The 16724-nt window shown below is 73.5% G+C and carries 17 protein-coding genes and 1 pseudogene; 9 read left to right on the top strand and 9 right to left on the bottom strand.

Translation table 11 applies throughout. The features are described 5' to 3' along the window. The first annotated feature begins 163 nt into the window (after positions 1–163). Together pdxH and I8D64_RS09935 are read left to right on the top strand one after the other, a co-directional pair. Complete coding sequence (gene pdxH, locus I8D64_RS09930; RefSeq protein WP_200502338.1) at positions 164–892, top strand: pyridoxamine 5'-phosphate oxidase; 729 nt, start codon at positions 164–166, stop codon at positions 890–892. A gap of 183 nt (positions 893–1075) precedes the next feature. Next, positions 1076–1501 (top strand): hypothetical protein, encoded by a 426-nt coding sequence (locus I8D64_RS09935; protein WP_200502339.1) that lies wholly within the window; start codon positions 1076–1078, stop codon positions 1499–1501. Here the strand turns inward: I8D64_RS09935 and I8D64_RS09940 are convergent. The 6 genes from I8D64_RS09940 to I8D64_RS09965 form a co-directional block, all read right to left on the bottom strand. Next, a complete protein-coding gene (locus tag I8D64_RS09940; RefSeq protein ID WP_200502340.1) occupies positions 1489–2310 on the bottom strand; it encodes an ABC transporter ATP-binding protein in 822 nt (273 codons plus the stop codon). The genes I8D64_RS09935 and I8D64_RS09940 overlap by 13 nt on opposite strands. Then, on the bottom strand, positions 2307–3371 hold the full coding sequence (locus I8D64_RS09945) for a FecCD family ABC transporter permease (RefSeq protein WP_200502341.1): 1065 nt from the start codon (positions 3369–3371) through the stop codon (positions 2307–2309). Before I8D64_RS09945 ends, I8D64_RS09940 begins: the two co-directional genes overlap by 4 nt. Beyond that, positions 3368–4432: an iron chelate uptake ABC transporter family permease subunit gene (locus I8D64_RS09950; protein ID WP_200502342.1), complete on the bottom strand. Its 1065-nt coding sequence runs from the start codon at positions 4430–4432 to the stop codon at positions 3368–3370. The genes I8D64_RS09945 and I8D64_RS09950 overlap by 4 nt, the downstream gene beginning before the upstream one ends. 2 nt (positions 4433–4434) lie before the next feature. Continuing rightward, positions 4435–5550 (bottom strand): iron-siderophore ABC transporter substrate-binding protein, encoded by a 1116-nt coding sequence (locus I8D64_RS09955; RefSeq protein ID WP_200502343.1) that lies wholly within the window; start codon positions 5548–5550, stop codon positions 4435–4437. 277 nt (positions 5551–5827) lie between these two features. Next, the gene (locus I8D64_RS09960; RefSeq protein ID WP_343068528.1) at positions 5828–6643 is read right to left on the bottom strand and encodes a GH25 family lysozyme; all 816 of its coding nucleotides are present in this window, start codon (positions 6641–6643) and stop codon (positions 5828–5830) included. A gap of 199 nt (positions 6644–6842) precedes the next feature. Further along, the gene (locus I8D64_RS09965; RefSeq protein WP_200502345.1) at positions 6843–7580 is read right to left on the bottom strand and encodes a glutamine amidotransferase; all 738 of its coding nucleotides are present in this window, start codon (positions 7578–7580) and stop codon (positions 6843–6845) included. 132 nt (positions 7581–7712) lie between these two features. On the opposite strand from I8D64_RS09965, the pseudogene I8D64_RS17925 reads away from it, so the two are divergent. From I8D64_RS17925 to I8D64_RS09975, 3 genes and pseudogenes are all read left to right on the top strand, one after another. After that, positions 7713–8063 (top strand): annotated as a pseudogene (locus tag I8D64_RS17925) (class I SAM-dependent DNA methyltransferase); the annotation flags it as partial. Positions 8064–8146: 83 nt separating this feature from the next. Continuing rightward, positions 8147–8503 carry a hypothetical protein gene (locus I8D64_RS17360; RefSeq protein ID WP_246482914.1) on the top strand — a complete coding sequence of 119 codons (357 nt, stop codon included), beginning with the start codon at positions 8147–8149 and terminating at the stop codon, positions 8501–8503. Beyond that, positions 8500–9465 carry an aminoglycoside phosphotransferase family protein gene (locus I8D64_RS09975; RefSeq protein ID WP_200502347.1) on the top strand — a complete coding sequence of 322 codons (966 nt, stop codon included), beginning with the start codon at positions 8500–8502 and terminating at the stop codon, positions 9463–9465. Before I8D64_RS17360 ends, I8D64_RS09975 begins: the two co-directional genes overlap by 4 nt. A 108-nt stretch (positions 9466–9573) precedes the next feature. On the opposite strand, the gene I8D64_RS09980 is transcribed toward I8D64_RS09975, so the two are convergent. After that, entirely contained in the window at positions 9574–10446 is an 873-nt protein-coding gene (locus tag I8D64_RS09980) for a PaaX family transcriptional regulator C-terminal domain-containing protein (RefSeq protein WP_200502348.1), read from the bottom strand. Positions 10447–10593: 147 nt separating this feature from the next. On the opposite strand from I8D64_RS09980, the gene I8D64_RS09985 reads away from it, so the two are divergent. After that, positions 10594–10827 carry a hypothetical protein gene (locus I8D64_RS09985; RefSeq protein ID WP_200502349.1) on the top strand — a complete coding sequence of 78 codons (234 nt, stop codon included), beginning with the start codon at positions 10594–10596 and terminating at the stop codon, positions 10825–10827. Between the two features lie 99 nt (positions 10828–10926). Here I8D64_RS09985 and I8D64_RS09990 read toward each other — a convergent pair whose 3' ends face one another. Continuing rightward, positions 10927–11673 carry a GNAT family N-acetyltransferase gene (locus I8D64_RS09990; RefSeq protein WP_200502350.1) on the bottom strand — a complete coding sequence of 249 codons (747 nt, stop codon included), beginning with the start codon at positions 11671–11673 and terminating at the stop codon, positions 10927–10929. Between the two features lie 32 nt (positions 11674–11705). On the opposite strand from I8D64_RS09990, the gene I8D64_RS09995 reads away from it, so the two are divergent. Then, positions 11706–12350 carry a pyroglutamyl-peptidase I family protein gene (locus I8D64_RS09995; RefSeq protein ID WP_200502351.1) on the top strand — a complete coding sequence of 215 codons (645 nt, stop codon included), beginning with the start codon at positions 11706–11708 and terminating at the stop codon, positions 12348–12350. A gap of 274 nt (positions 12351–12624) precedes the next feature. Here the strand turns inward: I8D64_RS09995 and I8D64_RS10000 are convergent, their stop codons facing one another. Further along, the gene (locus I8D64_RS10000) at positions 12625–13716 is read right to left on the bottom strand and encodes a rhomboid family intramembrane serine protease (protein ID WP_200502352.1); all 1092 of its coding nucleotides are present in this window, start codon (positions 13714–13716) and stop codon (positions 12625–12627) included. Between the two features lie 175 nt (positions 13717–13891). Here I8D64_RS10000 and I8D64_RS10005 point away from each other — a divergent pair, with 175 nt between their 5' ends. Together I8D64_RS10005 and I8D64_RS10010 are read left to right on the top strand one after the other, a co-directional pair. After that, positions 13892–16060: an MMPL family transporter gene (locus I8D64_RS10005; protein ID WP_246482915.1), complete on the top strand. Its 2169-nt coding sequence runs from the start codon at positions 13892–13894 to the stop codon at positions 16058–16060. Between the two features lie 98 nt (positions 16061–16158). Continuing rightward, complete coding sequence (locus I8D64_RS10010) at positions 16159–16620, top strand: DUF2871 domain-containing protein (RefSeq protein WP_343068529.1); 462 nt, start codon at positions 16159–16161, stop codon at positions 16618–16620. The last annotated feature ends 104 nt before the right edge of the window (positions 16621–16724 follow it).

A 16724-nucleotide genomic window follows, 5' to 3' on the forward strand; every position in this document is an offset into this window, starting at 1 on the left:
ACCTAGCACCCGGTGCGCGCGAGGGTCGCGTCCTGTGCACGAAGGGTCGATCCCGTGGCCGAATCGTGACGTGGGACAGCGGCGCCGTCATGATGCGGCACGGGCGTCGCCGCGCGCGGCGGACCGTGTTGCGCGCCGCGACCCGCAGGCGTACTCATGGGGCATGAGCGACTCGCACCCGGTCCCGGATCTCGCGGACGACCGCAACGACTACCTCGGCGGCTCCCTGGCCGACGCCGCCCCCGCGGACCCGATGGGGCTGTTCGACGTCTGGATGCAGGAGGCGTTCACGCGCCGCGAGGAGCGCGGCGACCTGCCGGATCCCACCGCGCTCGTGCTCTCCACCGTCGACCGCACCGAGGACGGGGACCCCCGCCCGCGCTCGCGCACCGTGCTGCTGAAGGCGCACGACGCCGCGGGATTCGTGGTCTATACGAACAAGGACTCTGCGAAGGGCGAGCAGATCGCCGCCGACCCGTGGGCGACCATGCTGTTCCCCTGGTACCCGCTGCAGCGGCAGGTGCGGGTCGACGGGCGCATCGAGGACGTGGCCGACGCCGAGTCCGACGCCTACTGGGCGCGTCGACCGCGCGCCTCCCAGCTGGGCGCCTGGGCCTCCCACCAGTCCCGGGAGATCGGCACGCGGGAGGAGCTCGACGCGCAGTACGCCGAGGTCGAGGCTCGTTTCGCCGACGAGGAGGAGATCCCCCGTCCCCCGCACTGGGGCGGGTACCGCCTCGTGCCCGACCGCATCGAGTTCTGGCAGGGCCGCGGCGGCCGCATGCACGACCGCATCGTCTACCGGTGGGCCGACGGGGCCGCAGCGGCGGACGGCTCGGGATCCGCCGCTCCCACCGCGGGCGCCTGGGAGCGCGTGCGCCTGCAGCCGTGACCTCCGGGCTCCCCTCCCGCAGGACCGGTTCCCCGGGACCGGTCCCGCGGTGAACCCGCAGTTCGGGCACCCGGTGCTCACTCCGCGGTAGGGCGCGCGCCTCGGAGGGATCCACCCGCGGTCCGAGCCGCAGGCGACCGCGGAGCGATGTGCAGGATGCCCGCGCGGCGCGAGCCTTGAGGCATGTTCTTCGACGACCTGCTCCGCCGCTTCCGCCACGACTCCGCTCCCCACCGCGACGGCCCCGCTCCCCGCCCCGCGACCAGCGGCACCTCACGCACCGGTCGCACGGATCGCCCCGGCACCCGGCGCCGCGTCCCGTCCACAGCGACGGCACAGCCCGATCACGGGGAGGACGAGGGCCGGGCGCGGGAGGGTCGGGACATGAGCACGCACCTGATCACCTACCGTCCGCTCGATGCCGACCTCGGGGATCCCGGCGCCCTCGAGGAGCTCCAGCGGATCCGCGCCGAGCGCCGCGCCGAGGATCGTCGTCGTCAGCACCTGGCCGAGGCCGCCCTGCGTCACGATCGCATTCGGCAGGAGCACCGCCGCGCCGCCGGCCGCCACCGGGCGAGTCCGCGGCATCACCTGCTTCAGCCGGCCTGAGCCGACTGCCGCAGGCGCGGCACCACCATCGGCGTGCCGCTCTGCGGATCCGGGGCCACCTGGGCGTCGAGGTCGAAGACGTCGGCGAGCAGCTGCTCGTCGAGGACGTCGGCCGGGGCGCCCTGGACGACGAGCCGGCCCTCGTGGAGGACCACGAGCTCGTCGGCGTAGCGGGCGGCCTGGTTCAGGTCGTGGAGGACGGCGAGGACGGTGCGGCCGCTCGCGCGCATGTCCTGGCACAGGTGGAGGACCTCGATCTGGTGGGCCACGTCGAGGAAGCTCGTGGGCTCGTCGAGCAGCACGTGCGCCGTCTGCTGTGCGAGCACGAGCGCGATCCACACGCGCTGACGCTGCCCGCCGGAGAGGTCCGTGACCTGCACGTCCGCGAGCTCGGCCACGCCGGTGGCGGCCATCGCGGCGTCCACGGCCTCGCCGTCGCCCGGGAGCCGTCGGCGCAGCGCGGAGCGGTACGGGTGGCGCCCGCGGTCCACGAGACCGCGCACGGTGATGCCGTCGGGCACGACGGGCTCCTGCGGGAGCATCGCCAGACGCCGTGCGACCGCCCGGGAGCGCTGGGCCTCCAGCGGCTCGCCGTCGAGGAGGATCCGCCCGGAGCGCACGGGCAGCGTCCGCGCCATGGCCTTGAGCATCGTGGACTTGCCGCAGCCGTTCGGGCCGATCACCGCGGTGAAGCGGCCCGCGGGCACCTCGAGGCCGAGGTCGGCGAGGACCGTCTTCTCCCCGTAGCCGACGCTCACGCCCTCGAGGGAGAGAGCCGGGGCCGGGGCGGACTCCTGTCCTGTGCTCATGCGCTGTTCCTCCTCCAGGTGCCGATCAGCAGGATGCCCAGGTAGACGCCGCCGAACCCGGCGGTGGTCACGCCCACGGGAAGCCCGTCGAGCAGGGGCACGGCCTGCACGGCGAGGTCGGAGACCAGCAGGATCACGGCGCCCACGAGGGCGGAGACCAGCAGGTGGGGGCCGGGCAGGCGCAGGGTGCTGCGGGAGATGTGCGGCGCGGCGAGCGCGACGAAGGCGATGGGCCCGGCGACCGCGACGGCCCCCGCGCACAGCAGCACCGACAGGATGATCGCGCTCGTGCGGGTGCGCACGGCGCCGGCGCCGAGGGCGTCGGCCATCTCGTCGCCCATGTCCATGACGGTGAGGTCGTGGCGCAGCAGACCGGCGAGCGGCGCGCACACCAGCAGGACGATGCCGATCATCGCCGCGTGCTGCATGCTGCGGGAGTTCAGGGAGCCCACGAGCTGCCCGGCGAGCTGGGAGCCGGCGTCGCGCAGGACCACGGCCACCACGTACTGGGTGAGGGCGAGCGCCATCGCGGCCACGCCGATCCCGGCGATGATCAGCCGCGAGGGCGAGGCGAAGCCGCGTCCGGTCGCCGCGTGCACGAGGCCGATCGCGATCGCCGAGCCGGCGAGCGCGCCCATCCAGGTGGGGGCGGGCCCGTCGGAGACGAGGGAGACCAGGGCGATGCCGGCGCCGGCGCCCGCGCCCAGCCCGATCACGTCGGGGCTCCCCAGCGGGTTGCGGGTGACGGTCTGGAAGAGGGTGCCGGCCAGGCCGAGCGCGGCCCCGGCGCCCGCGCCGACGAGCACGCGCGGCCCGCGCATGCGGGTCAGGATGATCTCGGCGCGGCGGTCGCCCCCGCCCTCGAGCACCTTCAGGATGTCCGACGGGCCGACGCCGAGGTCGCCGCGGGCGAGGGTGACGGCCCCGGCCGCGACGGCGATCGCGGCCAGGACGAGGGCGAGCAGCACGTTGCGGAGCCCCGGCGGGAGCGGTGCCCGGGTCGGGCGGAGCTCGGAGCGGCGCGCGTCGCGCTCGGCGGGAGGCGCGGGGACGGTGCTCATCGGTCGGTCACCGCCCCGCGGCGCACGGCCAGCAGCAGGAACGGGGCGCCCACGAAGGCGGTGACGACGCCGACCATGAGCTCCTCGGGTCGGATGAGGACGCGCGCGAGGACGTCGGAGGCGACCAGCAGGGCGGCCCCGAGCAGCAGGTTGAGGGGGAGCTGCCAGCGGTGGTCGGCGCCGACGAGGCCGCGCACGAGGTGCGGGACGGCGAGGCCGACGAAGGCGATGGGGCCCGCGGCGGCGGTCGCTCCCGCGGCGAGCAGTCCGGCGGCGATGATCCCGGCTCCGCGCACGAGGCGCACCGGGGAGCCGAGCGAGATCGCGACGTCGTCGCCGAGGGCGAGGGTGTTCAGGGCCGGGGCGATGAGGATCGCGATGACCAGCCCCGTGAGCATCACGGGGGCGACGGTCGTGAGGGTGGTGAGGTCGGCACCGGTCAGGGAGCCGACGACCCAGTAGCGGTAGGAGTCGAAGACGGCGGGCATGCGCAGGATAATCCCCTGCACGATGGCGCCCAGCACGGCGCTGACCACGGCGCCGGCGAGCACGAGCGGGACCACGGAGGAGGTGCCCGCGGGGCGCGAGACGAGGTGGACGACGAGCACGGCGAGCAGGGCCCCGGGGATCGCGGCGAGCGCCGCGACCTGCGTGCTGACCGTCCCGAGGACGGCGGTGACCAGCACGATCGCGAAGGAGGCGCCGGAGGTGACGCCCAGCAGCCCCGGCTCGCCGAGGGGGTTGCGGGTGAGGGCCTGGATGAGCTGGCCGGAGAGCGCGAGCGCCGCGCCCACGGCGAGTCCGACGAGGGTGCGCACGGCGCGGCCGTGCACGATGAGCTCCATCCGTTCCTCGCCGCGCCCCAGCAGGGCGGCGCGCAGCTGGCCGGGGTCGTCGGCCCGGGCGCCGAGGCACACGCTGGCAAGGCACACCGCGAGCACGAGCAGCACCGCGAGCGCGATCGCGGCGGGCGGTGGGAGCCGGCGCCTGCCGCCGAGGAGCACCCGCCCCGCGCCGTCGGCGGGGCGGGTGCTCGGATCGGACGAGACCGCGGTGCTCACGATCAGACCTTCGCGACGGCCTTCTCGATCAGCGGGACGTAGCGCTCGAGCGCCCACGGGACGGTGAGCGGGTTGATCATCGAGGAGCCCGTGACGAACGCCTGGTCGGTCGGGGCGACGATCGCGCCGGCCTTGATCGCAGGGATGTCCGCGTACAGCGGCTGCGCCTCGACCTCCTTGCGGTTCTTCTCGTCCGAGTAGAACGTGAAGATGAGGTCGGAGTCGTCGAGCATGTCGGCGTTCTCGAGGCCGATCATGGCCGAGTCCGTGCCCTCGACCTCGTACTTCGAGATCTCGTCCTTGATGGGATCCACGGTGAGGCCCAGTGCGCTGACCATGGCGACGCGCTGCTCGTCGGGGTAGAAGACGCCCAGCGTGCCCTTCCCGGAGTTGTAGATGAAGGAGAACGTGACGTCCTCCCACTCCTCCTGCCGGCGGGAGGCGAACTCGTCCTTGATGCCCGCAATGAGCTCGTCGGCCTTCGAGGGCAGGCCGAGGGCCGTGGAGATCGTGGTGATCTGCTGCTCCCAGGTGATCACCCACGCCTCCTTCTCGTAGGCGACCGTGGGGGCGATGTCCTTGAGGACGTCGTACTGCTCCTTGGTGATCCCGGACCAGGGGGCGAGGATCAGATCGGGGGTGAGCGCGAGGATCGCCTCGGTGTCGAGCTCGGTCGAGCCGGTGATGAGCTCCGGCAGCTTCCCCTTCTTCTCGTCGATGGCCTCGTGCACCCACGGCAGCTGACCGGAGTCGTCGGCGCCCCAGGCGTAGTCCTCGACGCCCACGGGGATGGTGCCCAGCGCGATGCAGGTCTCGGTGGACCCCTGGCCCAGGGTGACGATGCGCTGGGGCTTCTCGGTGATCTCGGCGGTGCCGAGCGCGTGCTCGATGGTGACGGGGAAGGCGCCGTCCTCGGAGTCGCCGCCGGCGTCGGAGGCGGTCTCGTCCGCCGAGGAGGCTCCTCCGCAGGCGGCGAGCGCGAGGCCGATGGGGGCCGCGGCCGCTCCGGCCAGCAGCGAGCGGCGGCTGGGCCGACGGGCGGGCTCGGGCCGACGGGCCCCGTCGGTGGACAGTGGGCGGGGCGCGAGGGGGCTGCGAGAGAGGGATCGGCGGGTCATGGCGGTGCGGTCTCCGTTCCTGGTGACTGGGGATGGAGCCGGGCCGCGCATCCGGTGGGGCGTCCGCATGCGGGAGGGTCGACGGCGCCGTCGGCGATGCCCGCCGAGGGCAGGTGAGGGTCGACTTCTCCGAGGCTTCGGCGACCCTCACCCTAGAGGGTGGGCGAGGGCCGCCACCACGTCCCACGAGGGGATGCGTGAGGGGTCACACGCGCCGCTGCGCGGCGTCGCCGGATCGTCTCGACCAGGTCAGTCGGGGATCAGAGAGATCTGCCGTTCAGGCGTCGTCGTTCATCGAGGAGGACGCGCGGAGCACCTCGGTGCGCAGCACGTCGATGTCGACGTCACCCTTCACGCCCGCGACCGAGCCGTCGAAGCGGGTCTGCCACAGCGCCCAGTCGCCCTGGACGGGCCGGGAGCCGTCGTTGTACAGCCAGTCGGGCCGGTCCTCGGTGGCGTCGAGTCCGTAGTGGTCGCGCCATTCGCGCGAGGAGTAGAGCACCACGCGGCGCCCCCAGGCCTTCTCGACGGCGTCGATGAAGGCTGCGACCTCCTCCTTCGCCTGCTTCGCCTCGGGACGCTTCTCGCAGGCCCCGTCGAACTCGAGGTCGAGGGCGGGCGGCAGGGCGTCGTCGCTCGGCGGCACGGCCGCGAGGAACGCCTTCGCCTGATCGGCGCCGGACGAGCACAGGGTGAAGTAGTGGTAGGCGCCGGGGGTCACGCCGGCGCCGCGCGCGCCGCTCCAGTTCGCGTTCAGCTGCGGGTCGGTGAAGCCGGTGCCCTCGGTGGCCTTGATGTACGCGAAGGAGATGCCGTCGCCCCGGACCTTCGTCCAGTCGATCTCGCCCTGGTGGGCGGAGACGTCGATGCCGAGGGCCTCCTCGCCGCCGAGGCTCGCGTCCTTCGGCAGCTGGGAGAGCGCCGCGGCGTCGGCCGGGGTGGCGGGGACGCTCATCGCGGAGTCGTCGGCCCCGCCGCCGAGCGCGCCCCCTCCCCCGCCGCCGTGGCGGCCCAGGATCGCGCTGCACGAGATCACGACCAGCAGGATCACGAGCGCGAGGCATCCGCCCGCGACGATCTGGCGGCGTCGCACCTGCTCACGGGTGAACGTCCGGCGGGGCCGCGGGCGGGGGCGCACGGCGTCGCCGGGTCGTGGGGAGCGGTCGGGGGGCGGGGAGGACGTCATCGGTCTCGGGGCCTCCGGTGGGGGCGGGTGGCGGGGTGCTCCGGGCGGCCGTGGTCCGGCGCGGGGGTCCGCGAGGACGGGCGGTCCGATGCTCCGGCCGACGGGGTCAGCGGGCGTGCAGCTCGACGAAGGCGCGCAGCAGCTTCGCGGCGTGGTGGACGTCGACGGGACGCACGCGCGCGATCAGCTCCTCCTCCTCGGCGGGATCGAAGTAGCCGTTGTCGCGGTAGGCGCGGATGCGGCCGACGAGCCCGTCGTTGTCCAGCTCGGGATGGAACTGGGTAGCGTACTGCGAGGTGCCCACGCGGAACATCTGCACGGGGCAGCCCTGGCCGGTGGCCAGCAGCACGGCGTGCTCGGGAAGCACGTGCACGGCCTCCTTGTGGCCCACGAAGGCGAGGAAGCTGTCGGGGACGCCGGAGGCCGTGACCAGCGGGTCCTCACGGCCGGCGTCGGTGAGCTCGACGTCGATGCCGCTCACGGGCTCCCCGTAGGTGCGGTCGACGATCGCGCCCTGGTGGACGCCCAGGGTCCCGACCCCGTAGCAGGCGCCGAAGAAGGGGAAGTCGGCCTCGACGACGCGGTCCAGCAGCTCCCCCAGCTCGCGCTCGGCGCGCACCTGGTCGGGGGATTTCGCGTCGGCGTCGTCCGAGGTGTTGTACGGGCTGCCGCCGACGATGATCCCCGAGATCGCCTCGAGGTCGATGGGCGGCATCGGCGTGCGGTCGAGCTGGATGTGCTGCAGCTGCTCGGGCGCGAGGCCCGTCAGGCGCAGCACGGCCTCGTACTCGGACTGCGCGACCTCGTCCTCGGGACGGGTCGCGATGAGCAGGAACGGTTTCACCCGGTCATTGTCACTCAGGCGCACCGCCCGGAACGGACAGACGGCACACCTCGGCGCGGCGCGGCGTGCGGCCCATCGGCGTGCGGCCTATTCGCTCGCCATCCCCGGGCGCGCCCCGCTAGCGTCGCCGAGGTGAGCACGCTCCCCTCCACGAACCCCTACGAGGATCCCGAGTCCGCGCGGCTGTACGACGCCGAGAACTCCGGACGCGAGGACGTCGAGTTCTATCGGCGTCTGGCCCGCGAGCTGCGCGACGCCGCGGCGGGCGGGTCGGGCGCGCCCTTCACGGTCCTGGACATCGGCTGCGGCACGGGGGTGCTCGGCGTCGATCTCGCGGCCGACGGCCACCGCGTGATCGGCGTCGACCCCGCCGGGGCGATGCTCGAGGTCGCGCGCACGCGCCCCGGCGGTGAGCGCGCGACCTGGATCCTCGGCTCCGCCGATGCCGCGCCGGAGGGCGAGGCGGACCTCGCGGTCATGACCGGGCACGCCGCCCAGCAGATCGCCCCGCGGACGCGTGGCGCACGCTGCTCAGGGACGCGCATCGGGCGCTGCGGCCGGGCGGGTTGCTCGCCTTCGAGAGCCGCGACCCCCGACGGCGGGCGTGGGAGCGCTGGACACCGGAGAGCACGCGCGGCACCTTCCCCCATCCCGACGGCGGCGAGTTCACCAGCTGGGTCGAGCTCCTCGAGGTCGACGAGAGCGGGGCCGATGGGGTCGTCGAGACCCATCGTGGCGTCACGGAGCGCGAGGGGTCCGCGCGACGCAGCGCCGAGGAGACGCTGATCTTCCGGCCTCTCGACGTGCTGCGCGCGGACCTCGAATCCGCGGGCTTCGCCGTGGAGCAGGTGCACGGCGACTGGTCCGGCGGCCCCGTCACCGACGCGACCGCCGAGCTGATCCTCCTCGGGCGCCGGTCATGAGCTCGCAGGGCGACCGTCGGCCCGATCCCACCCCCGAGGCCGGGCCCGCGCCCGGGCCGACGCAGGAACCGCGGCCGTCGGACGCGCAGATCCTCGCCGCCCGGGATGCCTGGGCCGAGCGCCTGGGCCTGACGCTGGGCACGGCGTTCCCGGAGGGGTCGACCGGCTGGGTGGGCGCGGCGACGGGCGCCGGCGGCGAGGACCTGGTGCTCAAGGTCGCGTGGGCGCACGAGGAGGCCCGGGACGAGGCGCTCGGGATGAGCATCTGGTCCGCGGGAAGGGACTCCGGTCGGGATGCGCCCGGCCCGATCGTGCCGCACGTGCTCGAGGCCCGCCGCGAGGGCGCGCTCAGCGTGCTGCTCATGGAGCGCGTGCGACCCGGCGCGACGCTCGCGCGCAGCGGACTCCCGCCCCAGCAGGAGGACGAGGTGGTCGCGGGGCTGCTGCGTCACCTGTGGATCCCCGCCGACGACCTCCCCGGCGCACCCCAGCACGGCTTCCGCCCGCTCGCGCACATGTGCGCCTGGTGGGCCGACGAGGCCGCCGAGCGCCTCGCCCGCGACTCCCGCGGTCTGCCGGAAGAGCTGGTGCGACGGGGCCTGGACCTGTTCCGCGCGCTCCCCCGCGAGCGCGGCGTCCCGGAGGTGCTGCTGGCGACCGATCTGCACCACCACAACGTGCTCGCAGCGGACGGCGAGGTACCGGACCGCGGCGTTTCCTGGCGGGCCATCGACCCGAAGCCCTACGTGGGCGATCCGCACTACGACCTGCTCCAGCACATGTTCAACGCCGAGGACCGCCTGGTCGAGGACCCGTCGGGCTTCAGCGCCCGGATGGCGCACCTGACCGGCCTCGACCCGGAGAGGACGGCGCGCTGGCTCCTCGCGCGCTGCGTCCAGGAGGCGCCCGGAGCCGACGCCGCCGCCCGCGCGGCGATGCGCCTCGCTGCCGACGGGGTCTGACCGGGCGCCCGGACCACCCGGACCCGCCGGTCCGACTCCTGCGCGGCCCGGCGTGACTCCCGCGTGGCTCTGCGTGACTCTGCGCGGCCCTGCGCGGCGACTGCGCGATTACCGGGTGCGCTCCCATGGAGCGGGCTCGTACCGGGCGAGGCCCGGCGCGGCCTGCTCGACCTGCGCGCGCAGGAACGGCTGGAGCGTCGGCCCCCATCGGCTGTTCAGCCGGTTCAACTCTGCGAACATCGTGCCGACGGGCCAGCGCAACGGCATGAGCTCCGCGGGAAGATGGGGGTCGGCGAGGACGACGCGCAGCACCTGCTGGTAGAGCGCGTTCCACTGTCCGAACACGTCCCAGAGCGGCGCGTCGTCCGCAGGGCGGCCTGCGAGCTCGACGCTCCCCCGCAGCGCACGGATCCGCGCCGTGAGGTCCTCGGCGCGACGGCCGACCTCGGCGAGATCCCACGTCGCCTCCGCCATGCCCCGCGCCTCCTCGATGCTCTCGGGGGTGATCTGCACACGGTGGACCAGGGCTCCCTCGGGCACCTCGCCCAGCTGGCCGAGCACGGTGTCCGCCTCTGCCCGGGCGCTGATCAGGACACCGGGGCGCAGGGAGCCGAACCCGTGGAAGTCGGCGTAGTAGGTGAGGCGGTCGCGGAACCAGCGGGCGCTCTCGGGGACTTGGTGGAGGAGGCCGTGGAAGCTTCCTGACCACGTGGCCGGCGTCGCGGTGCCTTCGATCTGGCGGTATCGGCGCGCGAGCGGAGCGCCCAAGGAGTAGAGGCCCACGCGTCCGTGCCGCTCGACGTCGAGGCGGCCCATCCTCACCATCTTCGCGAGCGTGCTGCGCGCCGCGGACTCGGTCATGTGGAGGCGGCCGAGCAAATGCAGCAGGCCCGGGCCGGGAAGGCTCGCGGCGGTGAGCGCACCGAAGACGAAGCCGACGTCCTGTGCGCGGTCGGTGCGTCGATAGCGTTCCAGATCCATCACCGTTGCCCTCACGTTCCGTGCAGAAGTGGCCCTGGCTCGCCGCCGACTCTACCGTGAGAACACGTCTGGTCTGCGACGATGCCGCGCTTCTGCGGCATCCGGACAGGTCGGCACCGCAGCACAGGAACTCGCATGGAGGTTCCCATGAGCTCGAACCAGATCTATACCCGCGCCGCCCTGAACGGCGCCGTCGCCGGAGTGATCGCCCTGGCCGCAGCGATCATCGGATTCGGCGCCCTGGGCGGCGCGTCGGTGGGCAGCGCGCTCCTGCTCGGCATCGCCTTCGGCGTGGTCGTGTTCGCGCTCGTGGGCGCGATCAACTACTTCGTCCTGCGTGCGAAGCACCCGCGCGAGCGTCCGCCGGAGCGCACGGCCTGACGCACGCCGGAGCCACGGCTCCGGCGCAGAGAGACCCCTCTGTGGTGGTGGGGCGGGCCGCGGAGCAGCGTCGCTCCGCGGCCCGGGAGGACGAGGCGCTCAGACGGTCTCGGCGCCTGCCGGTGGAGCGCCGAGGAGGGCGCGCAGCTCCGGGGTGAGTCCCTCGACCTCGACGCTCCGGGAACCGCGCCGGAAGGTCTGCGGGGTGACGAGGAACCGCTGATGCTCGACGGCTCGGCCGTTCTGCTCGATGATCTCGGTGCCGTCGTCGACGTAGCCGCAGGAGCGCGAGACGCCGTACGAGCGCTCGTTGCCGACGACCGCCGCCGACTCCGCCCGCACCGCACCCAGGTGGTCGAAGGCGAGGACGAGCACTGCCCGGCGCATGAGGCCGCCGTAGCCGCGCCCCTGCATGTCCCGGGTGAGCCAGGACCCCGAGGTCACGGTGCGGCGCACGGCGAACTGCTTCCCTTTGACGTCCTGGCAGCCGATCAGCCGGCCGTCGGCCCAGATGCCCAGGGGCAGCGACCAGCTCTCCGGGGAGAGCTCGCTGCGCAGGCGCCACTGGAACCGCATCGCCTCGCGGATCCGCTCCTGCTCCGGCCGCGCATACCAGGGGAAGACGTGCGGGGCGTCGGGGTCGACGAAGATCGGCCGACGCAGCAGCTCGGCGTACTCCGGGAGGTCGCGGTCGGCGAGGACCCGCAGGGTGAGCGGACCGGAGCGCACCCGCAGGGCGAAGGGCGGGTGCAGGGCGTCGAGGTCCTGGGGCGGTCCGACGGGCGAGGACCGGTCGGGCAGGGCCTGGTCGGGCAGGGGCTGGTCGGGCGTCGGCGAGGCGGGCATGCGCCCAGAGTAGATGCGCCTACCCTGCCCTCATGAGCATCGATGTGCTGCTGAGCGGGTTCGACCCCTTCGCGGGGGCCGCGACGAACGAGTCATGGGAGTCCGTGCGGCGGGCCGCGCCGCTGCTGGAGGCCCGAGGGCTGAGCGTGGGGACGGTGCGCCTCCCGGTCGTGTTCTCCCGCGGGGCCGACCTGCTGCTCGAGCAGGTCGCGGCCCGGTCGCCGCGGCTCGTGATCGCGACCGGTCTCGCCGCGGGACGGCGCGCGATCACCCCCGAGCGGGTCGCGATCAACGTGCAGGACGCACGCATCGCCGACAACGACGGCCGCTCCCCCATCGACGCCCCCTGCGTGGACGGCGGACCCGTCGGCTATTTCTCGACCCTGCCGATCAAGGCGATGGTCGAGTCCGCGCGGGAGCTGGACGTGCCGGCCGCGGTCTCGCAGTCGGCCGGGACGTACGTGTGCAACGACGTGTTCTACCGGCTGTGCCACGCACTGCAGGCGGACGCGAGCGAGGCCGGCGATCGCGGCGTCGCCGTCCGCGGCGGGTTCGTGCACGTCCCGTCGGCCGACGTGGTGGGCGCTGAGGACGCCGCGCGAGCCCTGGTGGGGATGATCGAGGCCGCCCTGCGGTCGGATCAGGACCTCCGGATCACCGGCGGTGTGGAGTCCTGAGAGGGTTTTCCACAGAGAACTCCACACCTGGGGACGAATGACAGGTTTGTGATTCCGCACGGTGGAGCGCTTCGTACCGCAGGTCATGGGGGCTGTCGCACCATGCCGACGCCTCTCGGACACCTCCGGTCCACAGGTTCAAGGCCTCCGTCCCCCGCGGTTCCACACACGGTCGGCGGTTGTCCCCAAAGTTATCCACAACTGGGGATAATCACAGGCGTGTGATTCCACAGCCGGGGCCCCCCGTCGGCCGTCGGACCCGCGGCCCCGCGCCTCAGAGCAGCGGCAGGTACCCGGCGGGGACCGTCGCGATCTTCACCGCGATGAGCACGAGGCACAGCACGAGCCCGGCGGCGAGCACGCCTCCGTGGATGAGCGCCGAGCGGCGCGCGAGCGCCGCGCGGTCGGCACCGGGGCTCGCCTTCGGACGCAGCGCGAACATCACCGCGGTCAGCGCCGTGCCCATCACCAGACCGCCCAGGTGCCCCTGCCAGGAGATGTTGGGGATCGTGAAGGTGATGACGAGGTTCAGCCCGATCAGCACGAGGATCTGCGTGGTCTCCGCGCCCATCCGCCGGTTCACGATGAGCAGCGTCCCGAACAGGCCGAAGATGCCGCCACTCGCGCCGAGCGTCGCCCCGACCCACGAGGAGGGGTTCGCCGGGTCCGCGAACAGGAGCACGGCCACCTGCCCCGCGAACAGCGAGAGCATGAAGATCGCACCGAATCGCCAGTGCCCGAGCGTGCGCTCGAGGTGCGTGCCCACCAGGTACATCGCGTACATGTTCAGCAGCAGATGGAACACGCCGCCGTGGAGGAACCCGGTGGTGATCAGGGTCCACGGCATCGCGAGGGTGCGCACGGGGGCGTAGATGAGGGCCTGCTCGACGGCGCCCCCGGGGATCAGGGTCTGGCCGAGGAACAGCACCACGCACAGGCCGATCACGCCGTAGGTGAGGAACGGGGTGGAGCTGCCCATGCGCCCACCGGCCATGTTGCGCGGGCTCGCGGAGCGCTGCTGCGCGGCGAGCTCTTTCTCGCAGTCCACGCAGAGCATCCCCACCGGTGCGGGGCGCTGGCACTCGCCGCACGCGGGCCGGCCGCAGCGCTTGCAGCGCACGTAGCTCACGCGGTCGGGGTGGCGGGGGCACACGGGTGCTCCCGCCTGGTCGCCTCCCGGGATCTCGTGCGCGGGCAGGGAGGGATCGTCCGGGGCTCCTGCGGAGGAGCCGCCCACTCCGGCCGCGGCGCCGTCGGCTCCTCCGGCGCGTTCGGCGTCGTCGGCCGAGTAGCCGTAGCTGGGTCGCGGGCGCTCGGCGGGATCCGGGTCGTCGGCGCCGTAGCCGTAGGTGGGTCGGTTCTCCATGCCCCCATTCCTACATGAGGCGCCGGGGAGCACGCCGAGGCGCGGCGGGGCTGCGGGTCACAGGTCGAATACATCGAACGGTTGATTCCGTCCGACGAGGCCGTTCCTAGCGTGGATCGCGTACCGCGGCGCAAGTCGCCGCGGCCCCCAGAACCCAGCGCGACCAGGAAGAACGATGAGAACCTCGACCAGCTCCCCGACGCTGTCGCCGACGCCCGCCACCACGTCGGCCCCGTCCCGACCCGCCCGCGCCCTCGCGCGGATCGCCGCGCTCCTGACCGGACGGCGCTCCGCCTGGGCCGTGCTGGTGATCGCCGCGCTGCTCGCGCTCGCGCTGATGGGTCTGCGCGGATCCGGGCCCGCCGCGGGGATGGACGCGCTCCCGGCGAGCGCCGAGTCCTCGCGAGCCGCAGCGGTCGCCGACCAGCTGCCCGACGCGGACCAGCAGACCGTGATGACCGTGGTCACCCGCACCGACGGCGAGAAGCTGACGGCGGACGACGAGCAGCAGGTGGCCCACCTCCGCTCCGCCCTCGCGGACGCGACCGACGGCGACGAGCTGCCTCCGATGCCCTCCGAGGACGGGCGCGCCGATCTCGTGCTCGCGCCGATCGACACGGGCGCGGGCGACGATGCGGTGGACGCGAAGGTCGCTGATCTGCGCGAGGTCGCCCATGGCGCCGTCTCCGGCGACCTCCAGGTGCAGCTCACCGGCGGCCCCGCCGTCGGCTCCGACATCCGCGGCGCCTTCGCCGGCGCCGACTTCCGCCTGCTGATCGTGACGATCGCGGTGGTCGGCGTGCTCCTGCTGCTCACCTACCGCTCCCCGGTCCTGTGGCTGCTGCCCCTCGCGGTGGTCGGCACGGCCGACGGCGTCGCGAGCGCCGTCACCTCGCGCATGGGCGAGACCTTCTCGCTGGCCTTCGATGCGGGCGTGATCAGCGTGCTCGTGTTCGGCGCGGGCGCGAACTACGCGCTGCTGCTGATCTCGCGGTACTGCGAGGAGCTGCATCGCAGCGACGATCACCGGGTGGCGCTGCGCCGCGCCTGGAGCGAGACCGCGCCGGCCGTGGTCGCCTCGAATGTCACGGTGGTGCTCGCCCTGCTCATGCTCGTGCTGGCCGTCATGCCCGCGACCCGCGGGCTGGGCATCGCCGCGGGCGTGGGGCTCGTGATCGCCCTGCTCGCGGTCCTGTTCCCGCTCACCGCCCTGCTCGCGATCACCGGGCGCCGGGTGTTCTGGCCCTTCGTCCCGCGTCCTGCGCAGAGCGGAGCGGATGCCGGAGAGGCGCCCTCCGCGAGCGGGACCGGGACCGATGATGCCGAGCGCGGCGTCTTCGCGGCCGTCGCCCGCCGCGTCACCGCGCGCCCCGTGCTGTCCGTGATCGGCACGCTCGCCGTGCTGGCCGTGTGCGCGACCGGTCTGCTGGGCACGCGCGTCGGCCTCTCGCAGAGCGAGCAGTTCGCCTCGGCGAACGAGTCCCAGACCGGTTTCACCGCGATCGCCGAGCACTACGGCGCCGGCCAGTCCGGCCCGCATCTGATCACCGTCCCCACCACGGACGCGGAGGCCGTGACGACCGCGGCGAAGGACGTTCCCGGCATCGAGTCCGTCACCGAGAGCGGCACCACGCCCGGTGGCGAGACCGTCCTCTCGGCCACGGGCACTGCCCAGCCCGAGTCCCCGGCGGCCGACCAGGAGGCCCTCGCCCTCCGCGACGCGGTCCACGGCGTCACGCCGGACGCCCTGGTGGGAGGCACCTCGGCGCAGGCTCTCGACGTCCACGACGACTCCATGCGGGACCTTCTGCTCACCGCGCCGATCATCCTCGGAGTGATCCTCGTGGTGCTCGTGATGCTGCTGCGGGCGCTCGTGGCCCCGCTCGTGCTGCTCGCGGCCAACCTCGTCAGCACGCTCGCCTCGATCGGGCTGGGCCTGTGGGTGGGCCGCACCCTCTTCGACATCCCCGCGCTCGACGTCACCGTGCCGCTGCTGGCGTTCCTGTTCCTCGCGGCCCTGGGCGTGGACTACACGATCTTCCTCACCCACAGGATCCGTCGCGAGGCCGAACGCTTCGGCACCGTGCACGGCACCGTCCGGGCCGTGGGCTCGACGGGTGTGGTCATCACGAGCGCCGGGATCGTGCTCGCCGCGGTGTTCGCCGCGCTCGGCGTGCTGCCGCTCGTGGTCCTCGGCCAGCTGGGCCTGATCGTCGGGCTCGGCGTCCTCGTGGACACGGTGCTCGTGCGCACGGTGCTCGTCCCCGCGCTGTTCTCCCTGATCGGGGACCGCATGTGGTGGCCGCGCCGCCTGGGCGGCCGCGCCGATCGCCGCGCCCGCTGAGCAGAGGTGACCGTCGGCCCCTTCGCCCGCGGAAACCTCTGCCGCCGGCTGCTGCCGGCACCGTCCGTTCCTCAGCTCCACCTTCGAAAGGAACACCCATGCGCGCCATGAACCGTTTGTTCACCGCGATCTGCGTCTACCTCGGCCTCGGTCTCGCCTCCGGACTCGCGTTCCGCGAGATCACCAAGCACTCCGACTGGCCGGCCACCGATCACACCCAGCTGGGCGTCGTGCACACGCACCTGCTGACCCTGGGCGTGATCGTCCTGCTCGCGGTCCTCGCCCTCGAGGCCGTGCTCCGACTCTCCGACTCCCCGCGGCTGTTCGCGTGGTTCCAGGGCGTCTACCACGCGGGTGTGCTGGTCAGCGCCGCCATGATGTTCGTGCGCGGCCTGCTCACCGTGCAGGGCGCGGACCTGGGGAGCATGGACGCGATGGTCTCCGGCATCGCCGGGATCGGGCACATCCTGCTCACCGTCGGGTTCGTGCTGCTGATGGTCCTGATCCGTCGGGCGATCGTTCGCCGCACGACGCAGGAGACCGTCACCGCGCGTCCCTGATCGGGCCGGTCGGGCCGGCTATCGGTCCCTGATCGAGCCGATCGGGCTGCCTACCGGCCCCGGCACCGACGAGAAGTACGAAACGGTTGCCATGAGCGCTCATG

The organism is Brachybacterium halotolerans (assembly GCF_016623465.1).
Taxonomy (GTDB): Bacteria; Actinomycetota; Actinomycetes; order Actinomycetales; family Dermabacteraceae; genus Brachybacterium; species Brachybacterium halotolerans.